Below are 24,967 nucleotides of genomic sequence, written 5' to 3' on the forward strand. Positions count from 1 at the left end.
GGGTAACAATACAATGAAATTAATTAACGCTTTTAATAAAATGCTACAAATGTTTGTATTAACCGCAGTTCTAATACCATCTTTGACACACGCTGAGGATGAATTACATGCGCCATTTACAAGCTTGCTAGAGAAGTATGTATCACCCATCAACCCAATAGATGCCCCAAACGGCAAAACGTTTGATTTTAAGGGAACTAGCACTGAAGTAGATTACGCGGGCTTTAAATCATCACAAGAGGCACTTAAGGTGTATCTTAAAAGCTTAGCCGGTGTGTCACAACAAACTTTTGACCAGTGGGATAAAGCCAGTCAATTGGCTTTTTTAATTAACGCCTATAACGCTTATACCATTGATTTGATTTTAACTCGCTACCCTGAAATATCTTCCATTCGCGATATTGGTAGCTTTTTTTCATCGCCTTGGAAAAAAGAATTTGCCATGTTACTAGGTGAGAAACGTAGCCTTGATAACATAGAGCATGGGCTTATTCGTGAAGAAGGTGTTTATAGTGAACCGCGCATTCATTTTGCCGTAAATTGCGCCAGCATTGGTTGCCCGGCATTGCGTGAAGAAGCTTACCTTGGCAGCCAATTAGATGAGCAGCTTGAGCAGCAAACCCTGCGGTTTTTATCAGATAAAAGCCGTAATTATGCTAAAGAAAACACTTTGTATGTGTCTAAAATTTTTGATTGGTATACAGAAGACTTTGCTATGCAATGGCGCGGTTCATCAAGCTTGAGTGGTTTTTTAGCGCAATACGAAGATGCCTTGTCGCTTAGCGAATCACACGTAAAATTGCTTAAAGAAGAAAGCAGTAACATCAAGTTTTTAGACTACAACTGGGCATTGAATGATAAACAGTAATGTAAACCTAGCGGTGTTAGTTGTTTTTCTGCGACTAACCCTCTTCCCTTTACTGCTTTCATTTTTATTAACCTTTCCTGCAAAACATGTATATGCAAAGCTTGAGCAGCCAGATGTACATCAACGCACAAAGCAGCCAACCACAGTGCAGTTTCATGCATGGGGCGGCAGTGCGCAGGTCAATAGTTATATTGCGTGGGTCAATGAGCAGGTTTCTGCTCAATACGGCATTACTGTAAACCATGTGAAATTAGCCGATACTAGTGATGCGGTGTCGCGTGTGTTGGCAGAAAAATCTGCGGGAAACCACAGCCAAGGTAGTGTTAATTTGATCTGGATTAACGGTGAAAATTTTGCAGCCATGAAACGCCACGGCCTACTACTTGATAATTGGGTAGCAAGTGTGCCCAACTTTGCACTAACGAACCCGTCTAGAAACCCTGCTATGACAAACGATTTTGGCATACCTACGAATGGGCAGGAGGCTCCGTGGGGAAAGGCATCCATGGTGTTTTATTATAATAGTAAATTGGTAAGTAGCCCACCGCTTAACATCAATGAACTACTATCTTTTGCTGAACAATTCCCGGGCCGCTTTACGTATCCATTGCCTAATGACTACCTCGGCATCAGCTTTTTAAAATACGCGGCTATTACTCTAAATGAAGCCCACCGTGATGTGCTTTATCAACCCGTAAATGCACAAGCACTTGCAACAATTACACCGGCACTTTGGCAATATTTAGATGCACTGCATCCCCTTATGTATAAACAGGGTGATTATATGGTGCGTCAGGCTTCACAACTTCAACAATTAATGGGAACAGGCGAACTCCTATTGGCATTTTCTTTCACCGCCTCAGAGATTCCCAGTGCAGTGAATCGCTACGATCTACCACAAAGTATTCGCACCTACGCAATGCAAAACGGTAGTTTGGCAAACGTACATTTTATTGGTATTACTTACAATACCAGCAATGTGACAGCCGCAAAGCAAGTTGTAAACTTTTTGCTGTCACCCAAGGCGCAAGCCAAAAAACAGCAACTGGCGGTGTGGGGAGATGATTCAGTGCTTGACCGCTCGCTGCTGTCAGCATCAAGCAAAGCCCTATTTGAAGAGCCTACACAGCACCCATCGGCCTTAAACAAGGAAAAGTCTGTACCGCTATTTGCTGAGCCACACAGCAGCTGGACCGACGCACTGCGTCAAGCTTGGTTTGAACGTTACGGTGAGCGTTTCTAATGACAGTATTTGAGCGCCTAACACTAAGCGTGCGGCTATTGCTTATAGCGCTATTAAGTTTACCGGTTTTAGCCGGGCTAATAGGTGTTCTGCTACCCGCTTTTGGGTACTTCCCTGCCCTTGATGCTCATTCATTTACCTTGAATGTTTTTAATCAATTGCTTGCGGTAAAAGGCTTAGTCAGTATGCTAGTGCTTTCATTTACAAGTGGCTTTTTAGCCACCATTATTGCCGTTGCCAGTGCATTTTTATTGTTAGCGGTGTTCTATCGTTCTGCGTTTTTAAATAAGCTACAAAGCTGGTTAAGTCCTTTATTAGTTTTGCCTCATGCTGCGGCCGCAATTGCTTTGTTATTTGTGCTTTCGCCCTCAGGCATTGTTGCCAGTGCGGTAGTAAATATTAGTGAAATATTTACTAATACCATGAGTAACTCAGGTGGCATATTGCCGCCAGTTTGGTACTTTCCTTACGACAAGCAAGGCATCTCAATAATACTCGCCTTGGCGATAAAAGAGCTCCCTTTTATATTTTTAATGGCGGTAAGTGTGTTATCGCAACCCCAGCTGAAAACAAAGTTTGATGGCTACTATAATAGTGCTTGTGCGCTGGGCTACTCGCCGGTTGTTGCGTTCTTCAAAACCATTTTCCCAGTGGTGTATCCCCAAGTTCGTTTACCTATTTTAGCCGTGTTAGCCTACGCAACCGCTAATGTCGAAATACCGTTATTGTTGGGGCCAAACAATCCTCCTACCTTAGCGGTAGCGGTGGTGCAGTGGTTTAATCATGTAGATGTGTCTATGCGCTTTCAAGCATCTGCTGCAGCCATGCTTCAAGTGGCAGTCACCCTGCTAGCCATTGCTACTTGGCGAATAGCAGAGCAATTATTTACATGGTTAAAAGATTGGTTTTTTACCAATGGAAACAGACAAACCGGCCAATGGTTCGCGCAAATATTTGCCTACACAATGGTGACTATTTATGCGCTTTTGGTAATGCTAATAGTTGTAAGCACTCTGCTTTGGTCAGTTGCAGGGTATTGGTCTTTTCCTAGCTTGTTACCACAAGGATTTACCTTACTTCATTGGCAAACCACTTTAAGTGCGCTAGCTGAACCATTTAAAAACACAATGATACTTGCTGTTATCGTTAGCGCATTTTCTGTACTTATAGCTACCTTGGCACTAGAAGCTGAAACCGTAAAAGCACTGCCTAATAAGCACTTGAATAAGCTAAATGGCGGGTCAAGCGCGCTTCTTTCTATCACCTTGTTTCTTCCACTACTTGTGCCGGGTGTAGCTTTTTTATATGGCCTGGTATGGTTTCAATTAGCCTACTTTAATGATGCGGTGTGGCTTCATTTATTTGTTAGTCATATGGTTTATGTATTGCCATATGTGTTTATTTCATTAGCCGTGGCATATCGAAAATTTGAGCCTAAATATATTCAAGTAGCCAATGGTATGGGCAAATCACCATGGCAGGTGTTTATACATATAAAGCTACCTCTGTTGTTTGGGCCTCTAATGATAGCCTTTGCACTAGGGCTTGCCATTAGTTTCAGCCAATATTTACCCACCTTGTTGAGTACCGGCGGGCGCATAGCAACAGTTACCACCGAAGCAGTCGCGGCAGCTTCAGGCAGCAGTACAAGGCTTACCGCTGTGTATGTTGTGGTACAAACGATAATGCCAATATTAGGGTTTTTACTAGCCTGGTGGTTGCCAACGGTTTGTTTTAACCCCATGGGGCGTTTTAATCTTCTGAAAATAAGGAAAGCGGCATCATGACATTAACTTTGAACAAGGTGAGCGTGCTTCGATTTAAGCAGCCCTTACTTAACATTGATACAGTGATAAACGCCGGCGAAGTACTTTCTATTATGGGGCCAAGTGGTTCCGGGAAATCTACCTTATTAAATGCAATTGCAGGGCAATTAAGTGCGCCTTTTTCCCAAACAGGCAGTATATATATCAATAATGAATGCATTGACCATTTACCCGCATTTTCGCGCGGAGTGGGAGTGCTGTATCAAGACCCTCTGCTTTTTGAGCACATGAGCGTAGGGCAAAATATAGCTTTTGCTATACCCACTACGCCCGGTTTTTCAAAGCGCCTGCGCAATCAGAAGGTACGTGAAATGCTTGAACAAGTTGGCCTTGAGGATTTACATGACCGCCCTGTACAAACCTTATCGGGTGGTCAACAGGCGCGCATTGCCCTTCTTCGCACATTGGCCGCATCGCCAAAGGTGGTATTACTTGATGAGCCTTTTAGTAAACTTGATACAGCAACTAAAACACACATGCGAAAGTGGGTATTTGAGCAACTTAAAGCCAGCGGTATTCCAACGGTGTTGGTTACGCATGATATTAACGACACCCAAGCTGCACAAGGCCACTTAATAGAGATACAAACATGTTAGATGCGAACATTACCCCTTATATAAAGCCTCTATTAAGGCCAATTGTTGCTGCGCTCAATAAAGCATGCATAACGCCAAATCAAGTTACAGTAGCCGGTTTTGTTATTGGTTTAGCATCGGTACCCGCAATTATTATGGGGTGGTGGGTGTTGGCATTTTTGTGCATAGTCGCTAACCGAGTATTTGATGGTATTGATGGCGAGCTAGCCCGTTATCAGAACAGTAGTAGCAGCGCGGGTGGGTTTTTAGACATTTGCTTAGACTTTTTATTTTACGCTGCAGTGCCCTTGGCTTTTGGTATTGCGAACCCTACTCAGTGGGGTGTGCCGGCCCTTATTTTATTAACCGCGTTCGTGGGAACAGGCAGTAGTTTTTTGGCGTTTGCTGTTGCGGCAGAAAAATTCAATATTGAAAAGCCGCAGTTTGAAAATAAGAGTTTTTATTACATGCAGGGCTTAACTGAGGGCACTGAAACCATACTCTTATTTTTGGCCTTTTGTATTTGGCCGGCATATTTCCCTATTCTGGCCTACTTGTTTGCTGCAGCTTGCGCTGTAACAATCGTAACGCGAGTATACGGTGGCTTTAAAACCCTAAACGCTGTAGAAGGAATAAATAATGATTGTAGTCGCAAAAAGAGTTAACTGTGGATAATTCTGCATTCATTCGAATAAGTGTTTTTTTAAGCATATTTGCCATTATGGCTGTATTAGAGATATGGCAACCGGCTAGGCAGTCTACGCTTAGCCGGTTGCAGCGTTGGAAAGGCAATTTAGGCATGGTGGTATTAGGCGCGGTGTGCTCAAAACTGGTATTACCCGCAAGCCTGGTTGGCGTAGCGCTGTGGGCGAACAGCGCAGGCATTGGCGTGTTCAACAATGTGGACATAAGCAGTTGGCTCGCAATTTTGCTATGCATAGTTTTGTTAGACATCACCATTTATTGGCAACATCGCTTGTTTCATACCATCCCCTTGTTATGGCGTTTTCACAAAATGCATCATGCCGATAGCCACGTAGATACCACAACAGGCCTTCGGTTTCATCCCATTGAAATTGTATTGAGTTTGTTTATTAAAGCGCTTGTTGTGATTGCTTTTGGCGTACCCGTTATGGCAATTGTTATTTTTGAGGTAGGCCTTAACGGGTTTGCTTTATTTAATCATGCAAACATTCGGCTTCCTCAAAAATGGGATGACAAATTAGGCTTGTTTATCATTACCCAGCGTTTGCACCGTATTCATCACAGCCAAAAAAAGGAAGAGTCAAATACTAACTTTGGATTTAGTGTGTCGTGGTGGGACAAGCTTTTTGGTAGCTTTAAATGCCGGGCAGAGAAAAGTGATGAGCAAATCGCAATAGGCCAATTTGACTACCCCCCCACAAAAGAAAATGCAGGTATAGTGGCGCTGTTAAAAATGCCATTTGATCGAAAACCTCAGTAGTCCTTTCTAAGGTAGCTGAAAAATACAGTAACAGTAAGCGTGTAGGTCAAACCCTGGCATCAATAATATTGATTATTCAGTTTCAAATATGACGGTTAGGCCTTCGGGAATATTAGTTGTAGACGACACATAACCAACCGAAAATTCATTTTCTTTAAGAAAGTCGAGCATAAGCTTTTCATTTTGAAGTTCCACTGGCGAAGTTTTGCGTCCGGTGAAACGCATTTGCGCCCAATACGACTGAATACGTGACTCTGTTAAGCCAATAACCTTCGTATTAAACACCACTCGCGCTTGGTTATTTGGGCTTAAGGCAATCACTTTAAAATCGTAAGGGGATACAATTCCCATAAACATATTACGTACCTGTTGACGATTCAAATGAATCGATTTGTCAGGGGTATTAGCAACCACTATCACAGCCTCAGCTTTGCAAAACACACTAGCCGCAGCAAGACTTAAAAACACAAAACCATGCCAAATCTTCATTAAAACACCCACTCTATGCCAAATTGGTACAAAATGGCTTGTCCGTCAAAGCCGCCTAGGTCTTTAAGAGCGTAGTCATTACTAATGGCATCTTTTCCTTTTACGAATGTCATTTCGCCTTTAATAGCAATATTCGTTCGCCAATCCCACCTAATACCAATTTTGGTGCCATTTGCTTTATCATCAGGAAATGCAGCAAGTACCCCTTGGTATGTATAAGCTAGGGTATCAATCTCGGGTGATAATCCAAAAGGAATTTCATTGGGAATGTGGTCAAAATGTAAGTCTTTTTCACTGTAAGAAAGATAAACAGTATAGGGGTAGAAGTTATAACCAACAGAAACATAGAAACTGTCGATATCAGCCACTAAGCCACCCTTGCCAACCATTTTTGCAATTTCACTTCGCACAAAGTAGTCAAGGTTTTCATAGTTTGCGCTAAATTGATAAAACTGAATTAAGCCATTGGCATTAAGCCAGTCAGCGTTTTTATCAAATCCTAATTGCCGTAATATCTCACCAAATTGCGCGGCTTCGTCTTGCTTTATGTTTACATCGCCCTCGTTGTATGACGCTCGCAAAGTAAAGTTGTTATATCCTAAGGTTGCGTTAAACCCCACTAAGCCTATTACCTTAGTGTCAATTTCAGTACTGGCTAAATAAATTTTATCGTCAAAGCGGCCCCAATAAGCTTCGTAATTTATATATCCACCACTTATAGGAAATTCATAGTTAGCTAAAATACCGTCAAAGGTAGAAAAAAAAGCCGTATCATAAAATTGCTGAGGCAAGGTTAGCCAGGGGTATGCGAAGCCTACATCTAAGCTATCACTGTAATTAAAAAAAGGAATTCGCTGGCGCCCAAACTTTATGCGTAACGCATTGTTGGGTTGATATGTAGCATATAGCCACTCCAAACCTGAGTTTCGTTGGTCCTCGGTGTAGGCAACAAATTGAGTGGTCACAGAAAACTTATTGTTAAAGGTGTAGTCTGCTTGTAAACCAAGCAACGATTGCTTATTTACTGATAACTTGTTTGTGTAGCCTGCATACTCGGCATTTTGGTCATCTAAATGCCCTAGAATAAACCTTCCGAAACCCGAAAAGTGTAGTTTATTATCTTCTTCAGCAAGAGATGGAAGGCAAAATAAGGACTGAAGAACAATAACTATTGAAAGGGTCTTAAGCGTGTTATTTGTCAAAGTTTGGAATTGTGTATAGTGGTCTGATGTATATTTAAAATACTATGCATGCGCTATGTGTCAAGGTTTATTAACGCGGCGCATGCTATAAAACTTTGTTTTACAAAAAATTTAAAACTTGTTAGAGCTTATAAAACCTCTATCGAGATATCTAGGAAAATTAGACCATTGCAGAAGTGCTTTAAATCCAAATAACATGTGTTTAATTTTACTCAGCACGAAAAGGACTGCTCTGTATAACTGAAATTAAAAGCCCGACTTGCTGAACAAGACGGGCTATTATGTGCTAGCGATTATATCGCTATTTTCGCTTTAGTGTTTTTAGTTCAATTGTTTATTTTAAGGCAGTGCATGCTGGCAATGGCTTAGCCAAGCTGCTTTCTAAGCTCTGCCATAAAGGTATTAATACGTTCTGCGTTTTTGCCTAAATCACTTTTACCCACTCGAGACTTACTACGAACATCCACAAGCGTATTGTCGCCCTTTTCAGTCAGCCTGATTACCACATCGTCTTTAAAGCCAAACCATGTTGTGGTATCTGTGGCTTCTAGCGTATTAGGTAGAGCACCAGCGGTAACGTTATCCCAACCAAGTGTCGCTATGGCTTTTTCTGCAGCAATGTACACTTCACTTATAGGTTGAGAAAGTAGCTGCGTTTTAATTTCTGGATACGCTTCTAGCTGTTGCTTAGTAATATCACCACCTTCGTAATTAACATCGTTTGGCGCACCTTCGCGAAGCGGTGCAATAGCAACAAACTCAGGAGGGTTTGTAACATCAGTGGTAATGTCGTGAATAGGAGGTACAGTGCTTGCCTTGCTCATCATACTTACCGGCATGGCAACCGCAATTATCGCTAAAACAGCATATACAGCTGTACTGCCCCAGCTAATATTCTTACGATTTATAATTACGTGAAGTACGATAAGGATAATAGCGGCACCGCCAACATAAACCCCGTAGCGTAATGAGGCAAATGCTGTACCTAAACCCACACCTGTGAACTGATACAGCGGGCCAGGTAGTACAACCATCAAAAAACCAAGGATACTGGTTAGTGCGACTAATATTTTCAAGGGAACTCCATTATTTTTGTTTTATATTTTGGACTACTTTAACAGGCATTTTGGTGTTTTGGATTACTTTATCGAAGATAAATGTGCAATGGTGATCCACTCACTTATAAAGTAGCTGCTCCTCAGTTACTCCTGATAAGATATGCCTATTGAAATGAGAAACCTACGTAACTCGCGGTGTAGAAACAAAAAAGCCCCGAACATTTCTGTTCAGGGCTCTTGGAATAATGGTGCCTCGACCCGGGATCGCGACTTACCGAATGGGCAGGAGCACGTGGATTTTCAATTCTAAAAATCGGTATAATTCAGTCTAACGCACTCTCACGCCATTTAATTAAATTGATCAAAAACATATAGATAAATATCATCTCTTCTAACGATTACTAAAATGGATTCTTTAGTAAATTTGAATGTTTCAACAATTGAGAGTTTACCGATACCAGCAATAAATAGAGCAGAGTATCGAGATAAAAAACTACCAGAGTTACGCTTACGAATCACACCGACGGGAATAAAAACGTTCTCCATTTTTAAACGTGTGCATGGCGGCAAACCGGTTCGAGTAACACTCGGTCAGTTCCCAGCCTTGTCTCCTACTAAAGCAAAAATTCTAACGCAGCAATGTTTAGCCGAGTTGGTTAAGAAATGTAAAAAGTGTCTGACGAAGTGTCTAAGGTAATTAGACCATTACAGATATGCGTATACAGATTTTAGTACCTATATAGTTACATCATTGTGCTCTCTTAATGGCTTTCGCTTAATGACCTTTAAAGCATTGGGCGTAGCTACCTATTTTACTCACATCTAGTAAGTATTTTAGTTTGACATGCAAGTGTTTAGACTGATACGGTTTTAGGACATCGTTGCTTGTCAGTGAATTTTATACATCTCGGCAGACAATTGTCAGAAAGAGCCGCTCATTGAAGAAGCGGTGATTTTGCGAAAGCAAATTGAATATAAAAAGGGATATTATGTCATTACTAAAACTCGCTGTTCTTTTAACTTTCTTTGTCACTTTAACTGGCTGTATCGATAAGTCAGAAGAACTAAAGCTTGTGGAGCTTGGCAATAGAGTATTTCTAATAGAAAATGATACAGGCAATATTTATTGGGTGATTGATGGCAAGAAGCGTCTTGTAACAGACCAATCAAGCTTTGAGTATCCAGTTGAAAGCCAATCAATATTCGAACAAGACTTTTCTTTACCAAATCACTTGTATGTAAAGGGGCTTTTCAGAGTCAGATACTCTGCCGTAGATTATATACTCGAGCTTTATGATGCTGACCACATAAAACTGCAGCAGGGCACTAAGGAAAATGACGACAAGCTATCTGGCGCAAGCTCACCTGATTTAGATAGCAATGCAAATATGAAAGCCGAAGAGCTCTTGGCGAGACTAGAAGATTTCAATCTGATACTTACGGATAAAGATGGGTTTACTGTGGCGACTCACATTGTAGACTTTGCTAATAGTGATTATAGCACATTAACATCACCAGACGGCAGAGGTATAGGAATAAGAGTAGAAGGCATTATAAGTAGTCGTAACATAGACTCTACAAAGGTGAAGTCAATTAGTCGTTCATATACTGGCTTTACTTTAGACAATTCTTAAAACGTCATATAGTCCTACGGGGGGATTTTTTTGAGACCTCAATTATGAATGTGTGTACACGACTTTTACTGTCCATAGTTGGTTGTTATAGGTCTAGTTTGGGTATCCTATCGAGCACGTTCTTTGCCTGCTCAAGGAAGCTCCCGTAAACCTCACTAGAGCCCTTTGTAGCTCTACCTGTAATGTAAGTTCTAATGTCATCATGTTCCTCAAGATCTCTAAACATTGTCTCAATACCGTGTATAAAGGCGTGTGTGGGTGGCCTTCCTTCGCGCCCAAAGCCTTCAATTCTATCAAGGTAAGTTGTGAAAGCTTTACGGAACCCACCAGCAGACGTTTGCTCTTGTGTCTTAGGGTTAACGAACAAAGGGGTATTCTTAGGTTTAGAGCGTGCAAACTTTACGGAGCCTAGGTTGATAAGGCTTACTGGTATAGGTAAGTCTCTAGCGGACGCTGCCTCTTTTACTGTGCCCCAAAATGGTAGCAGAGAATGGGTATCCAGTAGAGTGCTTCGTGAGGTGTCTCATCGAGGCCGGTATATTATACCTAAGGTAATATGTGCCATTACGGTTTATCTTTGGAATAGGTATTTCATATTGCATTAAGTACCACTAGTAATTTGTCTTAGTGCATATAAAAAAAGCCCCTGAGAAAACTCAAGGGCTCTTAGAATAATGGTGCCTCGACCCGGGATCGAACCAGGGACACGCGGATTTTCAATCCGCTGCTCTACCAACTGAGCTATCGAGGCAGGAAATGGTGCAATTTGTTTTCAAAATGCTGTATTTCGCTGTGGGTGCGTATTAAACGGATTTTGAGTGCTTAAGTCAATAGCTTTTTGCGCTTTTTATGCGTTTAAGTGGCAAATTTGTTTCAACTGGCTATTTTGTAGGCGGAACGTAACCTTCAATAGTGGGTTCAACACCCTCAAACAAAAATGCGCTCATTTTTTCTTCTAAAAATTTACGATCGTTCGCTTCCATCATATTTAGCTTATTTTCGTTTATTAGCATGGTTTGTTTTTTTTGCCATAGGCCAAACGCTTCTTTTGAAATATTATCAAAAATACGCTTGCCTAAGTCGCCAGGGTACAGTTGAAAATCTAAACCAGGGGCATTCTTCTTTAAGTGTTCACAGTACACTTCTCTACTCATTTGTGTTTCCATTATTTATTAGCGCTTATGCTTAATTAAAACATAGTTTGCAATTGTTTAAAAATTTTCACTGTGGGGGCGGCTAAACCCACTTCGCTTGCTTGGTGCACATCAAACCACAGTTGCTGGTTCTCGTCATCTACTATTGTAGGCTCATTCACATTATTTGAAGGAGCTGCGCCTAATATCATTAACTCAGGCTGAATATCTAAGTGAAAATGGCTAAATGTATGTCTAAAAGGGCTTAGTGCTTCAAGTTTAGTAGCACTATTGTTAATAAGTTGCTGAATGTGGGCCGGTAACTGCGAAGTATCGGAACTTTCATAAAACCCCCAAAGCCCGCCCCATATTCCACTTTGCGGGCGTTTGGTCATTAGCACCCTGCCTTGATAAAAAGGTATGACCATTTTGGTTGTTTTTACGGGAATCTGCTTTTTAGGTTTTTTATGCGGGTACTCGGCCTGCACACCCTGAGCAAAAGCCATGCAGTGGCTTTGCACGGGGCATTCGTCGCAATTGGGTTTTGAGCGCGTGCATAAGGTGGCTCCTAAATCCATCATAGCTTGAGTGTAATCACCGTAGCGCTCACTAGGTTTAAGTGACTCAGCCAATTCCCACAAGCTGTCTTCTACCTTTTTATTACCTGGCCAACCTTCAATGGTATAAAAGCGCGCTAAAACACGTTTTACGTTACCATCCATAATTACATAAGCTTGGTTGTTAGCCAGTGAAAGCACCGCAGCCGCCGTAGATTTGCCTATACCCGGCAAACCTAGCACTTCATCAAAGGTAGCTGGGAACTCTCCATTGTAGTTGTCACGAACTATTTGGGCGGCTTTATGTAAATTTCTTGCTCGCGCGTAGTACCCAAGGCCAGTCCATAAATGAAGTACTTGGTCTTGCTCGGCGTTTGCTAAATCAGTAATGCTTGGAAATTTTTCCATAAACTTAGTGAAGTAAGGAATCACCGTTTTCACTTGTGTTTGCTGAAGCATTATTTCTGATACCCATACTGAATATCGGCTTTTATTTTGTTGCCACGGCAAATGTTTTCGGCCATGTTCATCAAACCATGCAAGCACTTGCTTGCTAAACTGAAATGGGACCTGCTGGCTTGTCATTGTATCAATTTCACCTTATTTACCGCATAAGCATGTTAAAAATCGTTAATTGGTGTAATGATACTCGTATTCCACAGCAATAGACCAATTTTATGCTCGTAAACACCTCAACCTTGCCTGCTATTAAAGCGCCTGTTATTTTTCTTCCGGGTACGCTTTGCGATGAACGTATTTTTATACCGCTTTGGCAGCAAATGAATTTAGACCACCGCTCGTATGTTCCTTTGCAATGGGCTGACACGCTAGAAAACATGTTGGCGCTTACTGCCGATAGGCTAAATAGCTTTAGTGAAAAAGTACATTTGGTGGCATATTCAATGGGGGCCTACGTAGCGGCCTTAGCAGCACTTGATGGTAAGTTTACCCATAACATAGCTAGCCTAAGTTTTATTGGCTACAACCCCTATGGCTTAAGCGAACAAGAAACTCGTAGCCGTATGCAAATGTTAAAAGCAATTAAACAAAAAAAGTTTACAGGGCTTAATAGCGCCAAGTTGCAACAGTATTTTACTCAAAGTGAAATTGATCAAAGCAATAACAACTCCCCCTTGGTTCAAACAGTTTTAGACATGGAATCTGATTTAGGCGCTAGCGCGCTACACGGGCACATTAGCAGCACCACACCGCGTAAAGATTTAGCAAATAAGCTAGCCAAGTTAAGCATTGCGCAGTGTTGGTTTAGCGCCCGGCATGATGTAATTGCACCGGCTACTAAAATTGAGCAATTTTGCAATACAGCCAAGCAAGCCAAACACCATGATTTTACTGATACCGCCCACATGATGCCTTTAACTCGCCCAAATGAGCTTGCGCAATTACTTACCCAGCACATTTTAGCCCACAGCTAGCGCTTAATTGACATAATCAATTGCATTTACAAGTAGTACTGGGATAATACGCGGCTATTATTTAGCCTTATCACCTACGAGTATTACACCATAATGAGTCGCTTTAATTCTGAAGAAGAAGCCCGTGCCGCAGGCGTTTACATATCTAAAGTTAAAAGCTTTGTAAAACGCGAAGGGCGCTTAACCAAAGCCCAAGCAAAAGCTATTGAAGAAAACTGGCCAAGCATGGGCCTAAGCATTGAGCAAGGCTTACTAAACTTAGATGAAGTATTCGCTCGTAAAGATGACAAAGTTCAACGCATACTCGAAATTGGTTTTGGTATGGGTAAGTCATTAGTTGAAATGGCTGCAAATGCGCCTGATTCTGATTTTATTGGTATTGAAGTTCATCGCCCTGGAGTGGGCGCATGTTTAGCATCAGCCCAAGAAGCAGGTGTTACTAACCTTCGCGTGTTTGAACACGATGCAATTGAAGTGCTTGATAAAAACATAGCCGATGAAAGCCTTGACCGCCTTCAGTTGTTTTTCCCCGACCCTTGGCATAAAACCCGTCATCATAAACGCCGAATAGTACAAACTGAGTTTGTTGCCCATATTCGTACAAAGCTAAAAATAGGCGGTGAATTCCACATGGCAACTGACTGGGAACCCTACGCTGAACATATGCTTGAAGTGATGCAAAATGCACCAGGTTTTGAAAATACATCAGGCACTGGGGATTTTGTACCCCGCCCTAATTATCGCCCTATTACTAAATTTGAAGTACGCGGCCAAAAGTTAGGCCACGGTGTGTGGGATATTATCTTTAAGCGAGTTGCCTAATGATATCGCCTCCTAGCCAAATAGTTCTGCGCAACAGTGAAATTTTTGAACAAGGCAACTGGGCATTTATAAACCCCAGCGACGCTGATGTTTTTACGCAAATAAACAATCCGAACATAGTGGGCCTGCATCAGTTTCATCATCATTATAGTGCCTGTGTTAAACAAGCAAGCCAAGCACAGCATTTCGCCGCTGCGTTTGATTCTAAAGCACTGAAACTACCCGCTTTTGATGGCGTGCTTATTTACATGCCAAAAGCAAAACAACAACTTGATATGCTTATTCAAAACGCCGCAGCTTTATTAAAACCAAAGGGCATGCTGCTGGTAGTAGGTGAAAATAAAGCCGGCATAAAAAGTGTGGCCAAACTACTTGAAAAAGTAGGCGAAACCGTTAACAAAATAGACAGCGCCAAACACTGCGCAATATACGCGGTAAGTGTTAAGCAGCCCAAAGCAAGCTTTGAGCTTGACGACTACGCCACTACCCGTGATTACACCATTAATGGCATTACCATAAGCCTTTATACCTTGCCTGGCGTATTTGGCCACAAGCAGCTTGACCCTGGTACCGATTTATTACTCAAGCAATTTCCGGTAGACCCAGTTATGGCAATGAAAGGCGAGTTTTACGACTTTGCCTGCGGCACAGGTGTAATTGCATGTTACTTTGCAAAGGTAGCGCATACCTACCATAAGCGCTTAAAAGTGAGCATGAGTGACGTATCGGCCTTGGCGGTTTACTGCAGTGAAAAGAACGTAGCCTTAAATGAAGTAGAGGCCACTGTACATGCTTGTGACGGTTTTGTTGATCAGTACAAGCGCTTTGACCATATTGTGTCAAACCCGCCGTTTCACGATGGTATTAAAAACGAGTACACCATTACTGAAAACTTCATAAAACAGGCATTTAGTAGTAGTAACCCCTATGCTAACATGACCTTAGTGGCGAATAGGTTTTTGCCTTACCCCGATATTCTAGACAAGGTATTTAAAGGCTTTAAAGAAGTAGCCGCCACAACTAAATATCGTGTATATTCAGTGACGAAACCTAAAAAATAGACGGTACATTAATGCAAATATTATTTGTCATATCTGAAGTTGAAGACATTATTAAAACCGGTGGCTTAGCCGATGTTGGCAAAGCTTTACCGCTTGCGCTTAAAGATTTAGGCCATGAAGTGGTAATAATAATGCCCTACTACAAGCAAGTAGCCGAAGCCTTTGATTTGATAGATGTAGTACCTGAACAGCGACTACGAGTAAATGAACATCATTACTCTTACCATGTGAAAGAATTAGACTTTCATGGCATTCGAACTTACCTAATTGATCACCCTTATTTTTCAGAAGCACAAAGCCCATACGGGGACACCACCCTAGGCAGCAATGCTGAGCGCTTTACCTTTTTATCGTTAAGTGCGTTAAGCGTAAGTGAAAACATTAGTTTTCAGCCTGATGTAGTCCATTGCAATGATTGGCATACAGCCATGACGCCTTACTTTATGCACAGTAATTACATGGCGCGCCATGAGATCATTGGTGACCCTGAGTTTTTTGCGCAAAGCCAATGCGTAATTACCTTGCATAACGCCGCTTTTCAGGGCGTTGAAATGCTAAACAAAGTTGCTTTACTTGACCCAATTGACGCACAAAAAGTGTATACCGATAACGGCCATGTAAATATGCTGAAAACCGGCATAATGTACGCAAACAAAGTATGTCCAGTAAGCCCTACTTATGCCAAAGAAATTACCTCAGTATTAGGCAGCCATGGTATATCAGATGTAATTAACCAAGCACCTGAAAAAGTCACTGGTGTTTTGAACGGCTGTGATTACAGCCAATGGGATCCCGCCACTGATCCACTCATTTGCGAAAATTATTCCGCCAGTGACACAAGCGGAAAGCTTTCTTGCAAACTTAAATTACAACAAGAAGCTGGCCTACCGGTGGTTAAATCGGTACCTGTAATTGGCATGATATGCCGTGTTACGCGCCAAAAGGGTTTTGACTTTATAATGCCTATTCTTGAACAAGTGCTGCGTCATAAAGTACAAATAGTTATTATGGGCACCGGTGATGAAACCATTACTAGCCAATTACATGGTATGAGGCACGCATTTCCCGACAAATTCGCCTTTGTAGAAGCTTTTAAGCCGCAATGGGCGCATTCAATAGAAGCAGGAAGTGATTTCTTTTTAATGCCGTCTGAATTTGAACCCTGCGGCTTAAATCAAATGTACAGCTTAGCCTACGGAACTTTGCCCATTGTGAGAAAAGTAGGCGGGCTTGCCGACACCATTATTGATGCTAGCCACGACAACGGCACTGGATTTGTATTTGAAGACGCTTCAAGTGCTTCGCTATTAAGTACCATTCGAAATGCATTGTTAACTTATCAAGAATCCCCTGGGCGTATTAAACAAATGATTAATTTGGGCATGCGCACACGATTTACATGGGAAAGTGCTGCCTTGCAATACGAAGCGGTATATTTGAAATAAAAGGGCTTTCGCCAGCCAATAATGTTGCTAGCCATAAGGAAATGTTACTTTTTTGAAAGAATTTTGACTTTATTGCCGATAAAATGTCAATAAACCGAAAATGGACTTTCAAAATGTTGTTTTTTTTGAAATACTGGTAATGCGTATAGTAGATATGTGTTATTGATACTAAAGTAGTGTTTTTGAAAGAGTTTTATTGGCTAAGAATTAGCTTTATCTTGTTAAAATTTAAGCTGAACCTTTAGATAGTAAAACGCTCATAAAACCAATTAAGAACGAAAAGAATAACTCGTTTGAGTCAGTCCTACTTGTAATATTCAAGTGCTTGCTGATTTTTACGAAATCAATGTACGCCTTCAATTAGCAGAACAAGTGTAGAGTCCAAATGCAAACGCCAAATATATTAATAGTAGAAGATGAAATAGTTACACGCACCACCCTTAAAAGCTTGTTTGAAGCAGAAGGGTACAATGTATTTGAAGCCGAAAATGGCGAAGAAATGCATGGTTTTTTCCAAAACAACAATATCAACCTAGTTATAATGGATATCAATCTTCCAGGTAAGAATGGTTTGATATTGGCACGCGAAGTACGTGACCGCAAAAATGTAGGGCTTATTTTCCTAACAGGCCGCGATAACGATGTAGATCGTATTTTAGGCCTAGAAATTGGCGCTGATGATTACTTAACCAAGCCATTTAACCCTCGCGAATTAACTATTCGCGCACGTAACTTGTTGTCAAGAACCAGCAACGCTGCTGAAGATGATGATTTACCAAGTAAAGTGAAATTTAACGGTTGGACGCTTGATGGTGATAGCCGCAGCTTAATTTCACCTTTGAACAAAGAATTCAGACTTCCACGTAGTGAGTTTAGAGCCTTACACTTATTCTTAAGTAACCCTGGCAAAATCTTAACGCGTGAGCAACTTATTATGGAAATGACGGGCCGTGAATTGCGTCCTAATGACCGTACTGTTGATGTAACTATACGTCGTATTCGTAAGCACTTTGAATCAGAGCCTAACGAAGAAGAGTTGATTGTGACTATTCACGGTGAAGGTTATCGTTTTTGCGGCGCTGTAGACTAAACAAGCGCGCTAAAAAACAAGTTAAAAAAAAAGACTCTTACGAGTCTTTTTTTTCGCCTAGTTATTCACACACTAAATAACTAGGCTCCTTAGCAGCAAATGCATGCTAAGTCCTACACACACCTTATTGAGCGCAAATTATATTTGCGCTCTTTGCTTGGTCAAACTTAAACGATATTTCGCTAACACTTAAAGTGAGTGCCTGCGAAGTACTTAGTTGAAATGGTACAACCATGTTTTCAAACTTAATGCCCTTATTTACAAAACAGCGAGTATCCACTGTAAAGGTAGCCCACTCGTTTAACGGCAATTCAGCAAGTTTGTCAGCAATGTTGAGTTGCGTACTACAACTTCCCGCTGGATCGCCCTCGCTTTCACAGCTCATACCTAACATAACGGAACTTGGTACTGCAGACTCCAGTTTAACCATAAATGACAACACGGCGTCATTTTGGGTTTGTGCTAGCATGTCTTCTCTGAAGTAGCTCTTACTTGCTATTTGAACACCACTACCCGCTTCGCTAGGGGCAATAGTTAATCTAAAGGCATCTTCTTGTACTAATCTATCAACCGTTCGGTACTGCACCTGATTGAACGAGGCAGTGCTAGCTTTTACCGCTTCTAGTTCATAACCCGATGTCAGCATTAATTCCCAAGGTTTTTGCATAGTGCCAGTAAAGAGTTTTCTATCTTTTACTTCTTCTTCGCTAGCTTCATAGGTTTCGCTTAAGTCGTCTGCTAGCGTATTTTCATCACCGTATGACAAGCCAAAACCGTAAGGTAGTAGTGGTTCATAATCTTCGTCATGCACATTAACGGTTGCTTGCGAAGGGCTAGCAGGCCATGAGAATGACAAACGCCCCGTGAAATCATACTGAACATTGCCAGAAGCATCTTTGAATAATACATCAGCTACAGCACTACCCTCTGAGCCCGGCAACCAAGCGGCTACGAAAGCATCACTGGCATTTAACTCAGCATTTACCCATAAAGGCCTACCACTAATGAACACAGATACAACAGGTATACCTTGGCTTTTAAGCTTTTTAAGTAGCGCTAAGTCAGATTTAACACCACGTTGGTAATCAACGTGCTCTCGGTCACCATGCCCTTCTGCGTAAGGTTCTTCACCAAATACTACAATGGCTACGTCAGGCTTAGTCGTAAAGCTTGCGTCTTCGCTTAAGGTCACGCTGCCCTTGCCAGCTTCTACATGCTGTTTTATGCCATCATAAATAGAACTGCCACCAGGGAAATCTTCATTAGTGTTATTGGTACCCTGCCAAGTAATGGTCCAACCGCCTGACTGCTTTCCAATATTATTCGCAGCATCGCCTGCTACCAATACATTCATACCACTACTAAGAGGTAAAATGTTCTGTTTGTTTTTAAGCAATACTAATGACTCGCGAACCGCCTGCTTGGCGATATCACGATGGCTTTGCTGGCCAATTAACTCGGTTTTACCTGACAATATACGCTTTGCTGGGCTCGGTTTCTCAAATAAGCCAGCGCGTATTTTTACGCGTAATATGCGCGTTACTGCATCATCAATTCGGCTCATGGCAATTTCACCGGAATTCACCTGAGCGAGCAAGTTTTCATACAAAGGCTTCCACGCATCAGTAGGCACCATATAAATATCAAGGCCCGCATTTACAGCTTGAGCGCAATCACTATTGCTACAACCCGCCACTTGACCATGGCCATTCCAATCACCTACTACAAAGCCATCAAAACCCATGCGATCTTTAAGTACGTCTGTAAGTAGGTATTTGTCACCATGTATTTTTTTGCCATGCCAGCTATTGAATGAGGCCATAACCGATTGCGCACCCGCCGTTAGGCCGCCCACGTAACCTTGCGCATGTAGCTTAAACAAATCGCTTTCATTGGCAATGTTATCACCTTGGTCATCACCTTTAACCGTGCCGCCGTCACCAATAAAATGTTTAATAGTGCTAATTACGCGGCTATCACCTAAAAAGTCTTCACTAGGTCGCCCTTGTAGGCCGCGAACAATAGCTTTTGAGTATTCATAAACAATGTCAGGGTCTTCAGAATAGCTCTCGTAAGTGCGTCCCCAACGATCATCACGCACGGTAGCTACAGTAGGTGCAAACACCCAATCTATGCCCGTAACCATTACTTCGGTAGCGGTTGCCTTAGCGATTTCTTCTATAAGCTCTGGATTATTCGCAGCCCCTAGCCCAATATTATGCGGGAACAAGGTCGCACCAATTACATTATTGTGACCGTGTACTGCATCAGTGCCCCACATGGTAGGAATATTAGAGCCATCAAGGCTGTCGTCAATTGACGCCTGATACAAGCTCTCAGCCAAGTTTATCCAATCTTGCGGCGTAGCGTGTTTGTTGTCATTTGGAAAAGCCCCTCCGCCATTTAGGTAAGAGCCGAAACCATACTTACGCATGTCTTCAACCGTAATATCGCGAATTTCCGGCTGAATCATTTGAGCAATTTTTTGCTCTAGGGTCATCCCTTTTAAAATATCAGCCACTCGTGCTTCTACTTCTTGGCTTTGCTTCACTTCAACATCTAGCTCGGGCCAAATTTCAAGACCTGTTTTTGGCATGTTGTTAGAAACATCAACAGCTTCGTTGTTTTGCTGCGAACAAGCTGCACCTAAGAAGCCTGCAACACTTAATACTAATAATGATTTAGCAAATTTCATGATAAATTCTCAAACTTTAATGGTTAGCTGGCTTTGAGCCAACAAGCCCGTAATAGGCAATAAATAAATAACACAGCATTGGCAATACAAACGAAATTTGTAAACCGATGCTATCGGCAATAAAGCCTTGAAGTAAGGGTAATAAGGCGCCGCCCACTATAGCTAAGCAAAGTAGTCCGGAACCCTGCGCAGTACTTGTACCTAAACCATTTAGCGCTAAGCTAAAAATAGTCGGGAACATAATAGAATTGAATAAACCTACCGCGAGTAAAGACCACATTGATACCGAGCCGTCAAAAGTAACCGCAATGCTCACCAGTAATACAACCATGGCCGAATTAAAGGCAAGTACTTTTCCTGCCGCTATTTTTTGCATAACCACAGCACCTATAAAGCGCCCTACCATTGCACCGCCCCAGTAATAGGCAATAAACTTAGACGCTTGTTCTTCGTTGAGTCCTGCAATTTCAGGTTGGCTTAAAAAGCTCACTAAAAAGCTACCTATGGCTACTTCGGCCCCTACGTACAAAAAGATACCCACCACGCCTAAACGTAAATGTTTATGTTCCCAAGCAGAACCTTCGCTAACAGTATCTGTTTGTTTACGTCCTAAATCAGGTAACTTTAAGTAACTAAAAATAGCAGCTAAGGCTAGTAACGCAGAAGCCAAAATTAAATAAGGAAGTTGTACCAACGATGAAGAATCACCTGCAAGTTCAGTTTCCCCTCCATTGCCGCCGCCAAATATTAAGTAGGCACCAAAGAATGGCGCAACCGTGGTTCCTAAAGCATTAAATGCTTGCGTCATAGTTAGGCGCGATGATGCAGTTTGCGGGCTGCCCAGTACGGTTACAAAAGGGTTTGCCGACACTTGTAAAATAGTGATGCCCGATGCCAATACAAATAAAGCAAACAAGAAGAGCCCGTAGGTATGCAAAGCCGAAGCCGGATAGAACAATGCGCAACCAACCGCGGCAATAAGTAGTCCACTTACTATGCCCTGTTTATAGCCAATTTTTCCCACTAACCAACCTGCAGGAACTGACACCACAAAATAAGCACCGAAGAAGCAAAACTGTACCAACATTGCTTGAGTGTACGTTAGGTCAAAAGCGCCTTTAAGGTAAGGGATTAAAATATCATTTAAGCAGGTAATGAAACCCCACATAAAGAACAGTGACGTCAGAGAAACTAAAGAGAACAGATTATTCTGCTGTGCATTTGTGTTGTTATCTGGTGCTAGGTTCGGCTCAGATAAAGGAATGTTTGACGCCATTTTTGCATCACTCCAAAGATTTATGTTATGCGCCAATACCTAGCGCGTTTACTGAAATAGTTAAGCCGCCAGTTAAGGCGGCTGTTTGTGCTTTATACTTACAAGCTAAATCGTACACCCACCGAGTAGCGTGGCCCGTACTGTCCTGCAAATAAGAATTGCTCTTCAAAACGGCCATAGTGCTGTTCGGTTTCGTTGTTCAGGTTAATACCTTCAAAGAAAACCGTTAAGCTTTCGTTTATGTCATAGTTAACACTCAAATCCCACTGGCCAAATTCTTTAGCAAACTGCGGTGGATTATCTGAAGTCCCCTGCCCTTGGCCTTGGCCAATAAGGTAGCTATCACGCCATGCGTAAGTTAAACGAACCGACAAGTCATCGTCTTCATAGAAGCCGGTGAAGTTAGCCGAGTCAGACAAACCAGGAAGTGCATCTTGCGTTGCTAAAATATACGGGTTGTAGTCAACATCACCATCAACTAATGTGGCGTTAATTGATACACCGAAACCGGTGTCAGCAATCAAATGTTGAACAGCCACTTCCAATCCGTTTGTTTTACGTTCTTCAACGTTTTCAGGTGAGCTTAAGCGCCACGTAATTAACGGGTCACTAGCTGAATCTGGCTCAATTTGGCCATCAGCATTGGCATAACCTAGCGCAATCATTTCGTCAAAAATTGCAGTGTCAGTTGCTTGCTCACCGCGGTCATTAATATTGCCTACCGCTTCATTCCAGCGTGCACCTAGGTAAATATCGTGAAGCCCATCAAACTCTACATCCACGGTAGAAGTCTCAATCCAATCATCAACTTGTTTCCAGAACAAACCTACAGAAGCATAGCTTCCCTCTGCGTAGTAATACTCTAAAGAAATATCTAAGTTAGTTGACTGGTAAGGCTTAAGATTGGTGTTTCCACGTGAGCCCGTTCTAGACCCAATTTTAGGGCTACCCGATAGCGCTAAACCGCCTAATAAGTTGCCTAGTGGCGCACGAGTAATACTCTTACCTAAAGACACACGTGAAACTAAGTCATCAGTTAAATCCACACGAATATCAATCATAGGTAATAGGAGGTCGTAGCCACCTGCATTAGATAATTCCTGAACACCTGAGAACGAAGTTATCCACTCAGAGGCTGCAACCCAGTTAACTTGCTCAGCAATGTTGCTTTGCGAAGGGCTTATTACGTCAGTTTCTTCGTAACGAACACCTGCGTTTATTTGTACGTAGTAGTCTTTTACGTCAAATTCCCAAAGCGTATTAATGTAAAAAGACTTAGTTTCTTCTTCAACGCTTGAGGTAGTGTTGGTTGAATAATATGGGTCAACTACGTATTCGTTGCTTCCCACTACATCGGAGGTTAAGTAAGCTGCTTGACGCGCAATTGCTTCGTCAAAATCATATGTCCAATAATAGTTGGGGCTGAGTGACGAACCACCGCCTGAGAACTGGTCAAGGAAACTACCCGTATCATTTAAGGTAAACATGCTATCAGGGAATATAGCGGTAAAGCTTGGGTTAAAACCGGGTCCACCACGCAAGCCTGACCAACCACTTGTGCCGGTTAACACTTGTTTAGTTTGCCCAATTCCAGCTGTAACCTTTATTAACGAAGGCGCAAAGTCAAAATCAGGTAAATATTCAACATCCGCTTGTATCTGCTCAATATCAGACTCACCCGGTGAATGAATAAACTGGCTAAAGTTAGAGTCAATTTCACTCGCAGTTAGCTGATTAGTACCGTTAGTCCAGGCAATTAAATACGCTGGAATGTCACCATTTAAATACGAATATTCTTTGTAATCAAGCGCGGCTGAGCCCAAAATCACTTGGCCGGCACTTTGTAAACCAGCATCTTGTCCATTATCAATGGTAGATTTAGAATCGTGGTAATCAAACGTGAATTTTAGCTCGTCAGTCGCCTGGAATTCTACATTTAAGCCAAATGACTCCATATCAAACTCTGTGGTACTTCTTGATGCGCTAAATGAGCCATCGTCACCCGATATATTGGCATATAAGGCGGTGCCGTTTTCATCAAGTTGATAACTATTGATGTTGTCACCAAAGTTATTCCAAATACCCCAGCCCACTGTGTTGCTGCCGGCCACTACGTTACTCATGGTGTAATCAGCAGTAAACGTTAGATTTTCAGTAGCTGCAAATTGAATGGTGGCTTGTGCGTTTTGTCTTTCACGTTGCACATCTTCAATGGCATAGTTCATATCTTTGGGAAAGAAATACGCCGCCGTAGATTCAAGTACGCCGTCAGCGTTTGGTGTTAAGAAGTTTTGCACTGCATCACCGTTTGCGTCAACTGCACGCGCATCAGTAAATTGCGATGCATCAAGCTCTGGTAAAGCAACATTAGCTTGCCAACCTTGAATATTGGCTGACTGTTTTTGGTAGTCACGGCGCTGGAATGAGCCAGTTAATGACACACCTAGGCGGTCATCAAAAAACGTTTTGCTTACTAGCGCCGCAACTTCAGGCGTAATATCTTCGCCTACTTCGTTTGACGTATCATGACTTGCCTTAGCTGTTAATGAAAACTGCGTACCCGGGTTTGACAAGGGGCGAGCAGTCACAATATTAACCGTTGCACCTAAACCGCCTGTAGGGATATCGGCACGTGATGTTTTGTACACTTCTAGGGCACTTACACCTTCTGATGCGAAGTTTTCAAAGTTGAACGAACGTGAAAAGCCGGTTGATGGCATTTGGCGGCCGTTTAAGGTCACCATGTTAAAATCAGGGCCAAAACCGCGCACTGTGATTTGGCTACCCTCACCGTTTGCGCGGCTTATTGATACACCTGTAATGCGTTGTAACGATTCAGCTAGGTTGGTGTCTGGGAATTTACCCATGTCTTCTGCCACAATGGCATCAACAACACCTTCACTGCTGCGCTTTATGTCTTGCGCTTGTATTAGTGAGCCACGAATACCTTGTACCGCAATAACTTCAACTTCATCCGCTTGCGCTTCGCTAGCTTCTTGAGCAAACGCTGGTATGGCACTAGAAAGCCCTACAAGCAATGAAACAGCAGATGCTAATTTTGTTTTTCTAAACGTTGTGTTTTTCATATTCTGTAT

The 24,967-nt window shown here is 42.1% G+C and carries 21 protein-coding genes and 1 tRNA gene; 12 read left to right on the plus strand and 10 right to left on the minus strand.

The window, feature by feature from the left end:
- Positions 1-13: 13 nt before the first annotated feature.
- Genes ACOI22_RS08870 through ACOI22_RS08895 form a run of 6 tightly spaced genes read left to right on the plus strand, consistent with a single transcriptional unit; the run spans position 14 to position 5,977 of the window.
- Positions 14-868, plus strand: coding sequence for a DUF547 domain-containing protein (locus tag ACOI22_RS08870; protein ID WP_420671666.1), 855 nt, complete (start codon positions 14-16; stop codon positions 866-868).
- Positions 855-2,111: an ABC transporter substrate-binding protein gene (locus ACOI22_RS08875; protein ID WP_420671667.1), complete on the plus strand. Its 1,257-nt coding sequence runs from the start codon at positions 855-857 to the stop codon at positions 2,109-2,111. Before ACOI22_RS08870 ends, ACOI22_RS08875 begins: the two co-directional genes overlap by 14 nt.
- A complete protein-coding gene (locus ACOI22_RS08880; protein ID WP_420671668.1) occupies positions 2,111-3,898 on the plus strand; it encodes an ABC transporter permease in 1,788 nt (595 codons plus the stop codon). The genes ACOI22_RS08875 and ACOI22_RS08880 overlap by 1 nt, the downstream gene beginning before the upstream one ends.
- Positions 3,895-4,533, plus strand: coding sequence for an ATP-binding cassette domain-containing protein (locus ACOI22_RS08885; RefSeq protein ID WP_420671669.1), 639 nt, complete (start codon positions 3,895-3,897; stop codon positions 4,531-4,533). The genes ACOI22_RS08880 and ACOI22_RS08885 overlap by 4 nt, the downstream gene beginning before the upstream one ends.
- Positions 4,527-5,177 carry a CDP-alcohol phosphatidyltransferase family protein gene (locus ACOI22_RS08890; protein WP_420671670.1) on the plus strand — a complete coding sequence of 217 codons (651 nt, stop codon included), beginning with the start codon at positions 4,527-4,529 and terminating at the stop codon, positions 5,175-5,177. Before ACOI22_RS08885 ends, ACOI22_RS08890 begins: the two co-directional genes overlap by 7 nt.
- Positions 5,178-5,179: 2 nt before the next feature.
- Positions 5,180-5,977, plus strand: coding sequence for a sterol desaturase family protein (locus ACOI22_RS08895; protein WP_420671671.1), 798 nt, complete (start codon positions 5,180-5,182; stop codon positions 5,975-5,977).
- Between the two features lie 72 nt (positions 5,978-6,049).
- Here ACOI22_RS08895 and ACOI22_RS08900 read toward each other — a convergent pair whose 3' ends face one another.
- The 3 genes from ACOI22_RS08900 to ACOI22_RS08910 all read right to left on the minus strand — a co-directional run bounded on the left by ACOI22_RS08900 (position 6,050) and on the right by ACOI22_RS08910 (position 8,744).
- Positions 6,050-6,466: a hypothetical protein gene (locus tag ACOI22_RS08900; RefSeq protein ID WP_420671672.1), complete on the minus strand. Its 417-nt coding sequence runs from the start codon at positions 6,464-6,466 to the stop codon at positions 6,050-6,052.
- Positions 6,466-7,638: a porin gene (locus ACOI22_RS08905; protein ID WP_420672348.1), complete on the minus strand. Its 1,173-nt coding sequence runs from the start codon at positions 7,636-7,638 to the stop codon at positions 6,466-6,468. Before ACOI22_RS08905 ends, ACOI22_RS08900 begins: the two co-directional genes overlap by 1 nt.
- A gap of 395 nt (positions 7,639-8,033) precedes the next feature.
- The gene (locus ACOI22_RS08910; RefSeq protein ID WP_420671673.1) at positions 8,034-8,744 is read right to left on the minus strand and encodes a DUF1499 domain-containing protein; all 711 of its coding nucleotides are present in this window, start codon (positions 8,742-8,744) and stop codon (positions 8,034-8,036) included.
- A gap of 971 nt (positions 8,745-9,715) precedes the next feature.
- Between ACOI22_RS08910 and ACOI22_RS08915 the strand changes: the two genes are divergently transcribed.
- Positions 9,716-10,360 (plus strand): hypothetical protein, encoded by a 645-nt coding sequence (locus ACOI22_RS08915; protein ID WP_420671674.1) that lies wholly within the window; start codon positions 9,716-9,718, stop codon positions 10,358-10,360.
- A gap of 85 nt (positions 10,361-10,445) precedes the next feature.
- On the opposite strand, the gene ACOI22_RS08920 is transcribed toward ACOI22_RS08915, so the two are convergent.
- The 4 genes from ACOI22_RS08920 to mutY form a co-directional block, all read right to left on the minus strand.
- Positions 10,446-10,727, minus strand: a complete 282-nt coding sequence (locus tag ACOI22_RS08920; protein ID WP_420671675.1) for a hypothetical protein — start codon at positions 10,725-10,727, stop codon at positions 10,446-10,448.
- A 308-nt stretch (positions 10,728-11,035) separates the two neighbouring features.
- A tRNA-Phe gene (locus ACOI22_RS08925) sits at positions 11,036-11,111 on the minus strand.
- Positions 11,112-11,241: 130 nt separating this feature from the next.
- Positions 11,242-11,514 carry an oxidative damage protection protein gene (locus tag ACOI22_RS08930; protein ID WP_420671676.1) on the minus strand — a complete coding sequence of 91 codons (273 nt, stop codon included), beginning with the start codon at positions 11,512-11,514 and terminating at the stop codon, positions 11,242-11,244.
- 35 nt (positions 11,515-11,549) lie between these two features.
- Positions 11,550-12,635 (minus strand): A/G-specific adenine glycosylase, encoded by a 1,086-nt coding sequence (gene mutY, locus ACOI22_RS08935; RefSeq protein WP_420671677.1) that lies wholly within the window; start codon positions 12,633-12,635, stop codon positions 11,550-11,552.
- A 92-nt stretch (positions 12,636-12,727) separates the two neighbouring features.
- On the opposite strand from mutY, the gene ACOI22_RS08940 reads away from it, so the two are divergent.
- From ACOI22_RS08940 to arcA, 5 genes are all read left to right on the plus strand, one after another.
- Entirely contained in the window at positions 12,728-13,483 is a 756-nt protein-coding gene (locus ACOI22_RS08940; RefSeq protein WP_420671678.1) for an alpha/beta fold hydrolase, read from the plus strand.
- A gap of 93 nt (positions 13,484-13,576) precedes the next feature.
- Positions 13,577-14,305 carry a tRNA (guanosine(46)-N7)-methyltransferase TrmB gene (trmB, locus tag ACOI22_RS08945; protein ID WP_420671679.1) on the plus strand — a complete coding sequence of 243 codons (729 nt, stop codon included), beginning with the start codon at positions 13,577-13,579 and terminating at the stop codon, positions 14,303-14,305.
- The gene (locus ACOI22_RS08950) at positions 14,305-15,366 is read left to right on the plus strand and encodes a methyltransferase (RefSeq protein ID WP_420671680.1); all 1,062 of its coding nucleotides are present in this window, start codon (positions 14,305-14,307) and stop codon (positions 15,364-15,366) included. Before trmB ends, ACOI22_RS08950 begins: the two co-directional genes overlap by 1 nt.
- 11 nt (positions 15,367-15,377) lie before the next feature.
- Complete coding sequence (locus ACOI22_RS08955) at positions 15,378-16,811, plus strand: glycogen synthase (RefSeq protein WP_420671681.1); 1,434 nt, start codon at positions 15,378-15,380, stop codon at positions 16,809-16,811.
- A 385-nt stretch (positions 16,812-17,196) separates the two neighbouring features.
- Positions 17,197-17,901, plus strand: a complete 705-nt coding sequence (gene arcA / locus ACOI22_RS08960; RefSeq protein ID WP_420671682.1) for a two-component system response regulator ArcA — start codon at positions 17,197-17,199, stop codon at positions 17,899-17,901.
- A 124-nt stretch (positions 17,902-18,025) separates the two neighbouring features.
- Here the strand turns inward: arcA and ACOI22_RS08965 are convergent, their stop codons facing one another.
- From ACOI22_RS08965 to ACOI22_RS08975, 3 genes are all read right to left on the minus strand, one after another.
- Positions 18,026-20,596 carry a glycoside hydrolase family 3 protein gene (locus tag ACOI22_RS08965; protein WP_420671683.1) on the minus strand — a complete coding sequence of 857 codons (2,571 nt, stop codon included), beginning with the start codon at positions 20,594-20,596 and terminating at the stop codon, positions 18,026-18,028.
- Between the two features lie 16 nt (positions 20,597-20,612).
- Positions 20,613-21,872, minus strand: a complete 1,260-nt coding sequence (locus ACOI22_RS08970) for a sugar MFS transporter (protein ID WP_420671684.1) — start codon at positions 21,870-21,872, stop codon at positions 20,613-20,615.
- 98 nt (positions 21,873-21,970) lie between these two features.
- Entirely contained in the window at positions 21,971-24,958 is a 2,988-nt protein-coding gene (locus ACOI22_RS08975) for a TonB-dependent receptor (RefSeq protein ID WP_420671685.1), read from the minus strand.
- Positions 24,959-24,967 lie beyond the last annotated feature (9 nt).

The organism is Glaciecola sp. 2405UD65-10 (genome assembly GCF_048820975.1).
In the GTDB taxonomy this organism is placed as follows: domain Bacteria; phylum Pseudomonadota; class Gammaproteobacteria; order Enterobacterales; family Alteromonadaceae; genus Glaciecola.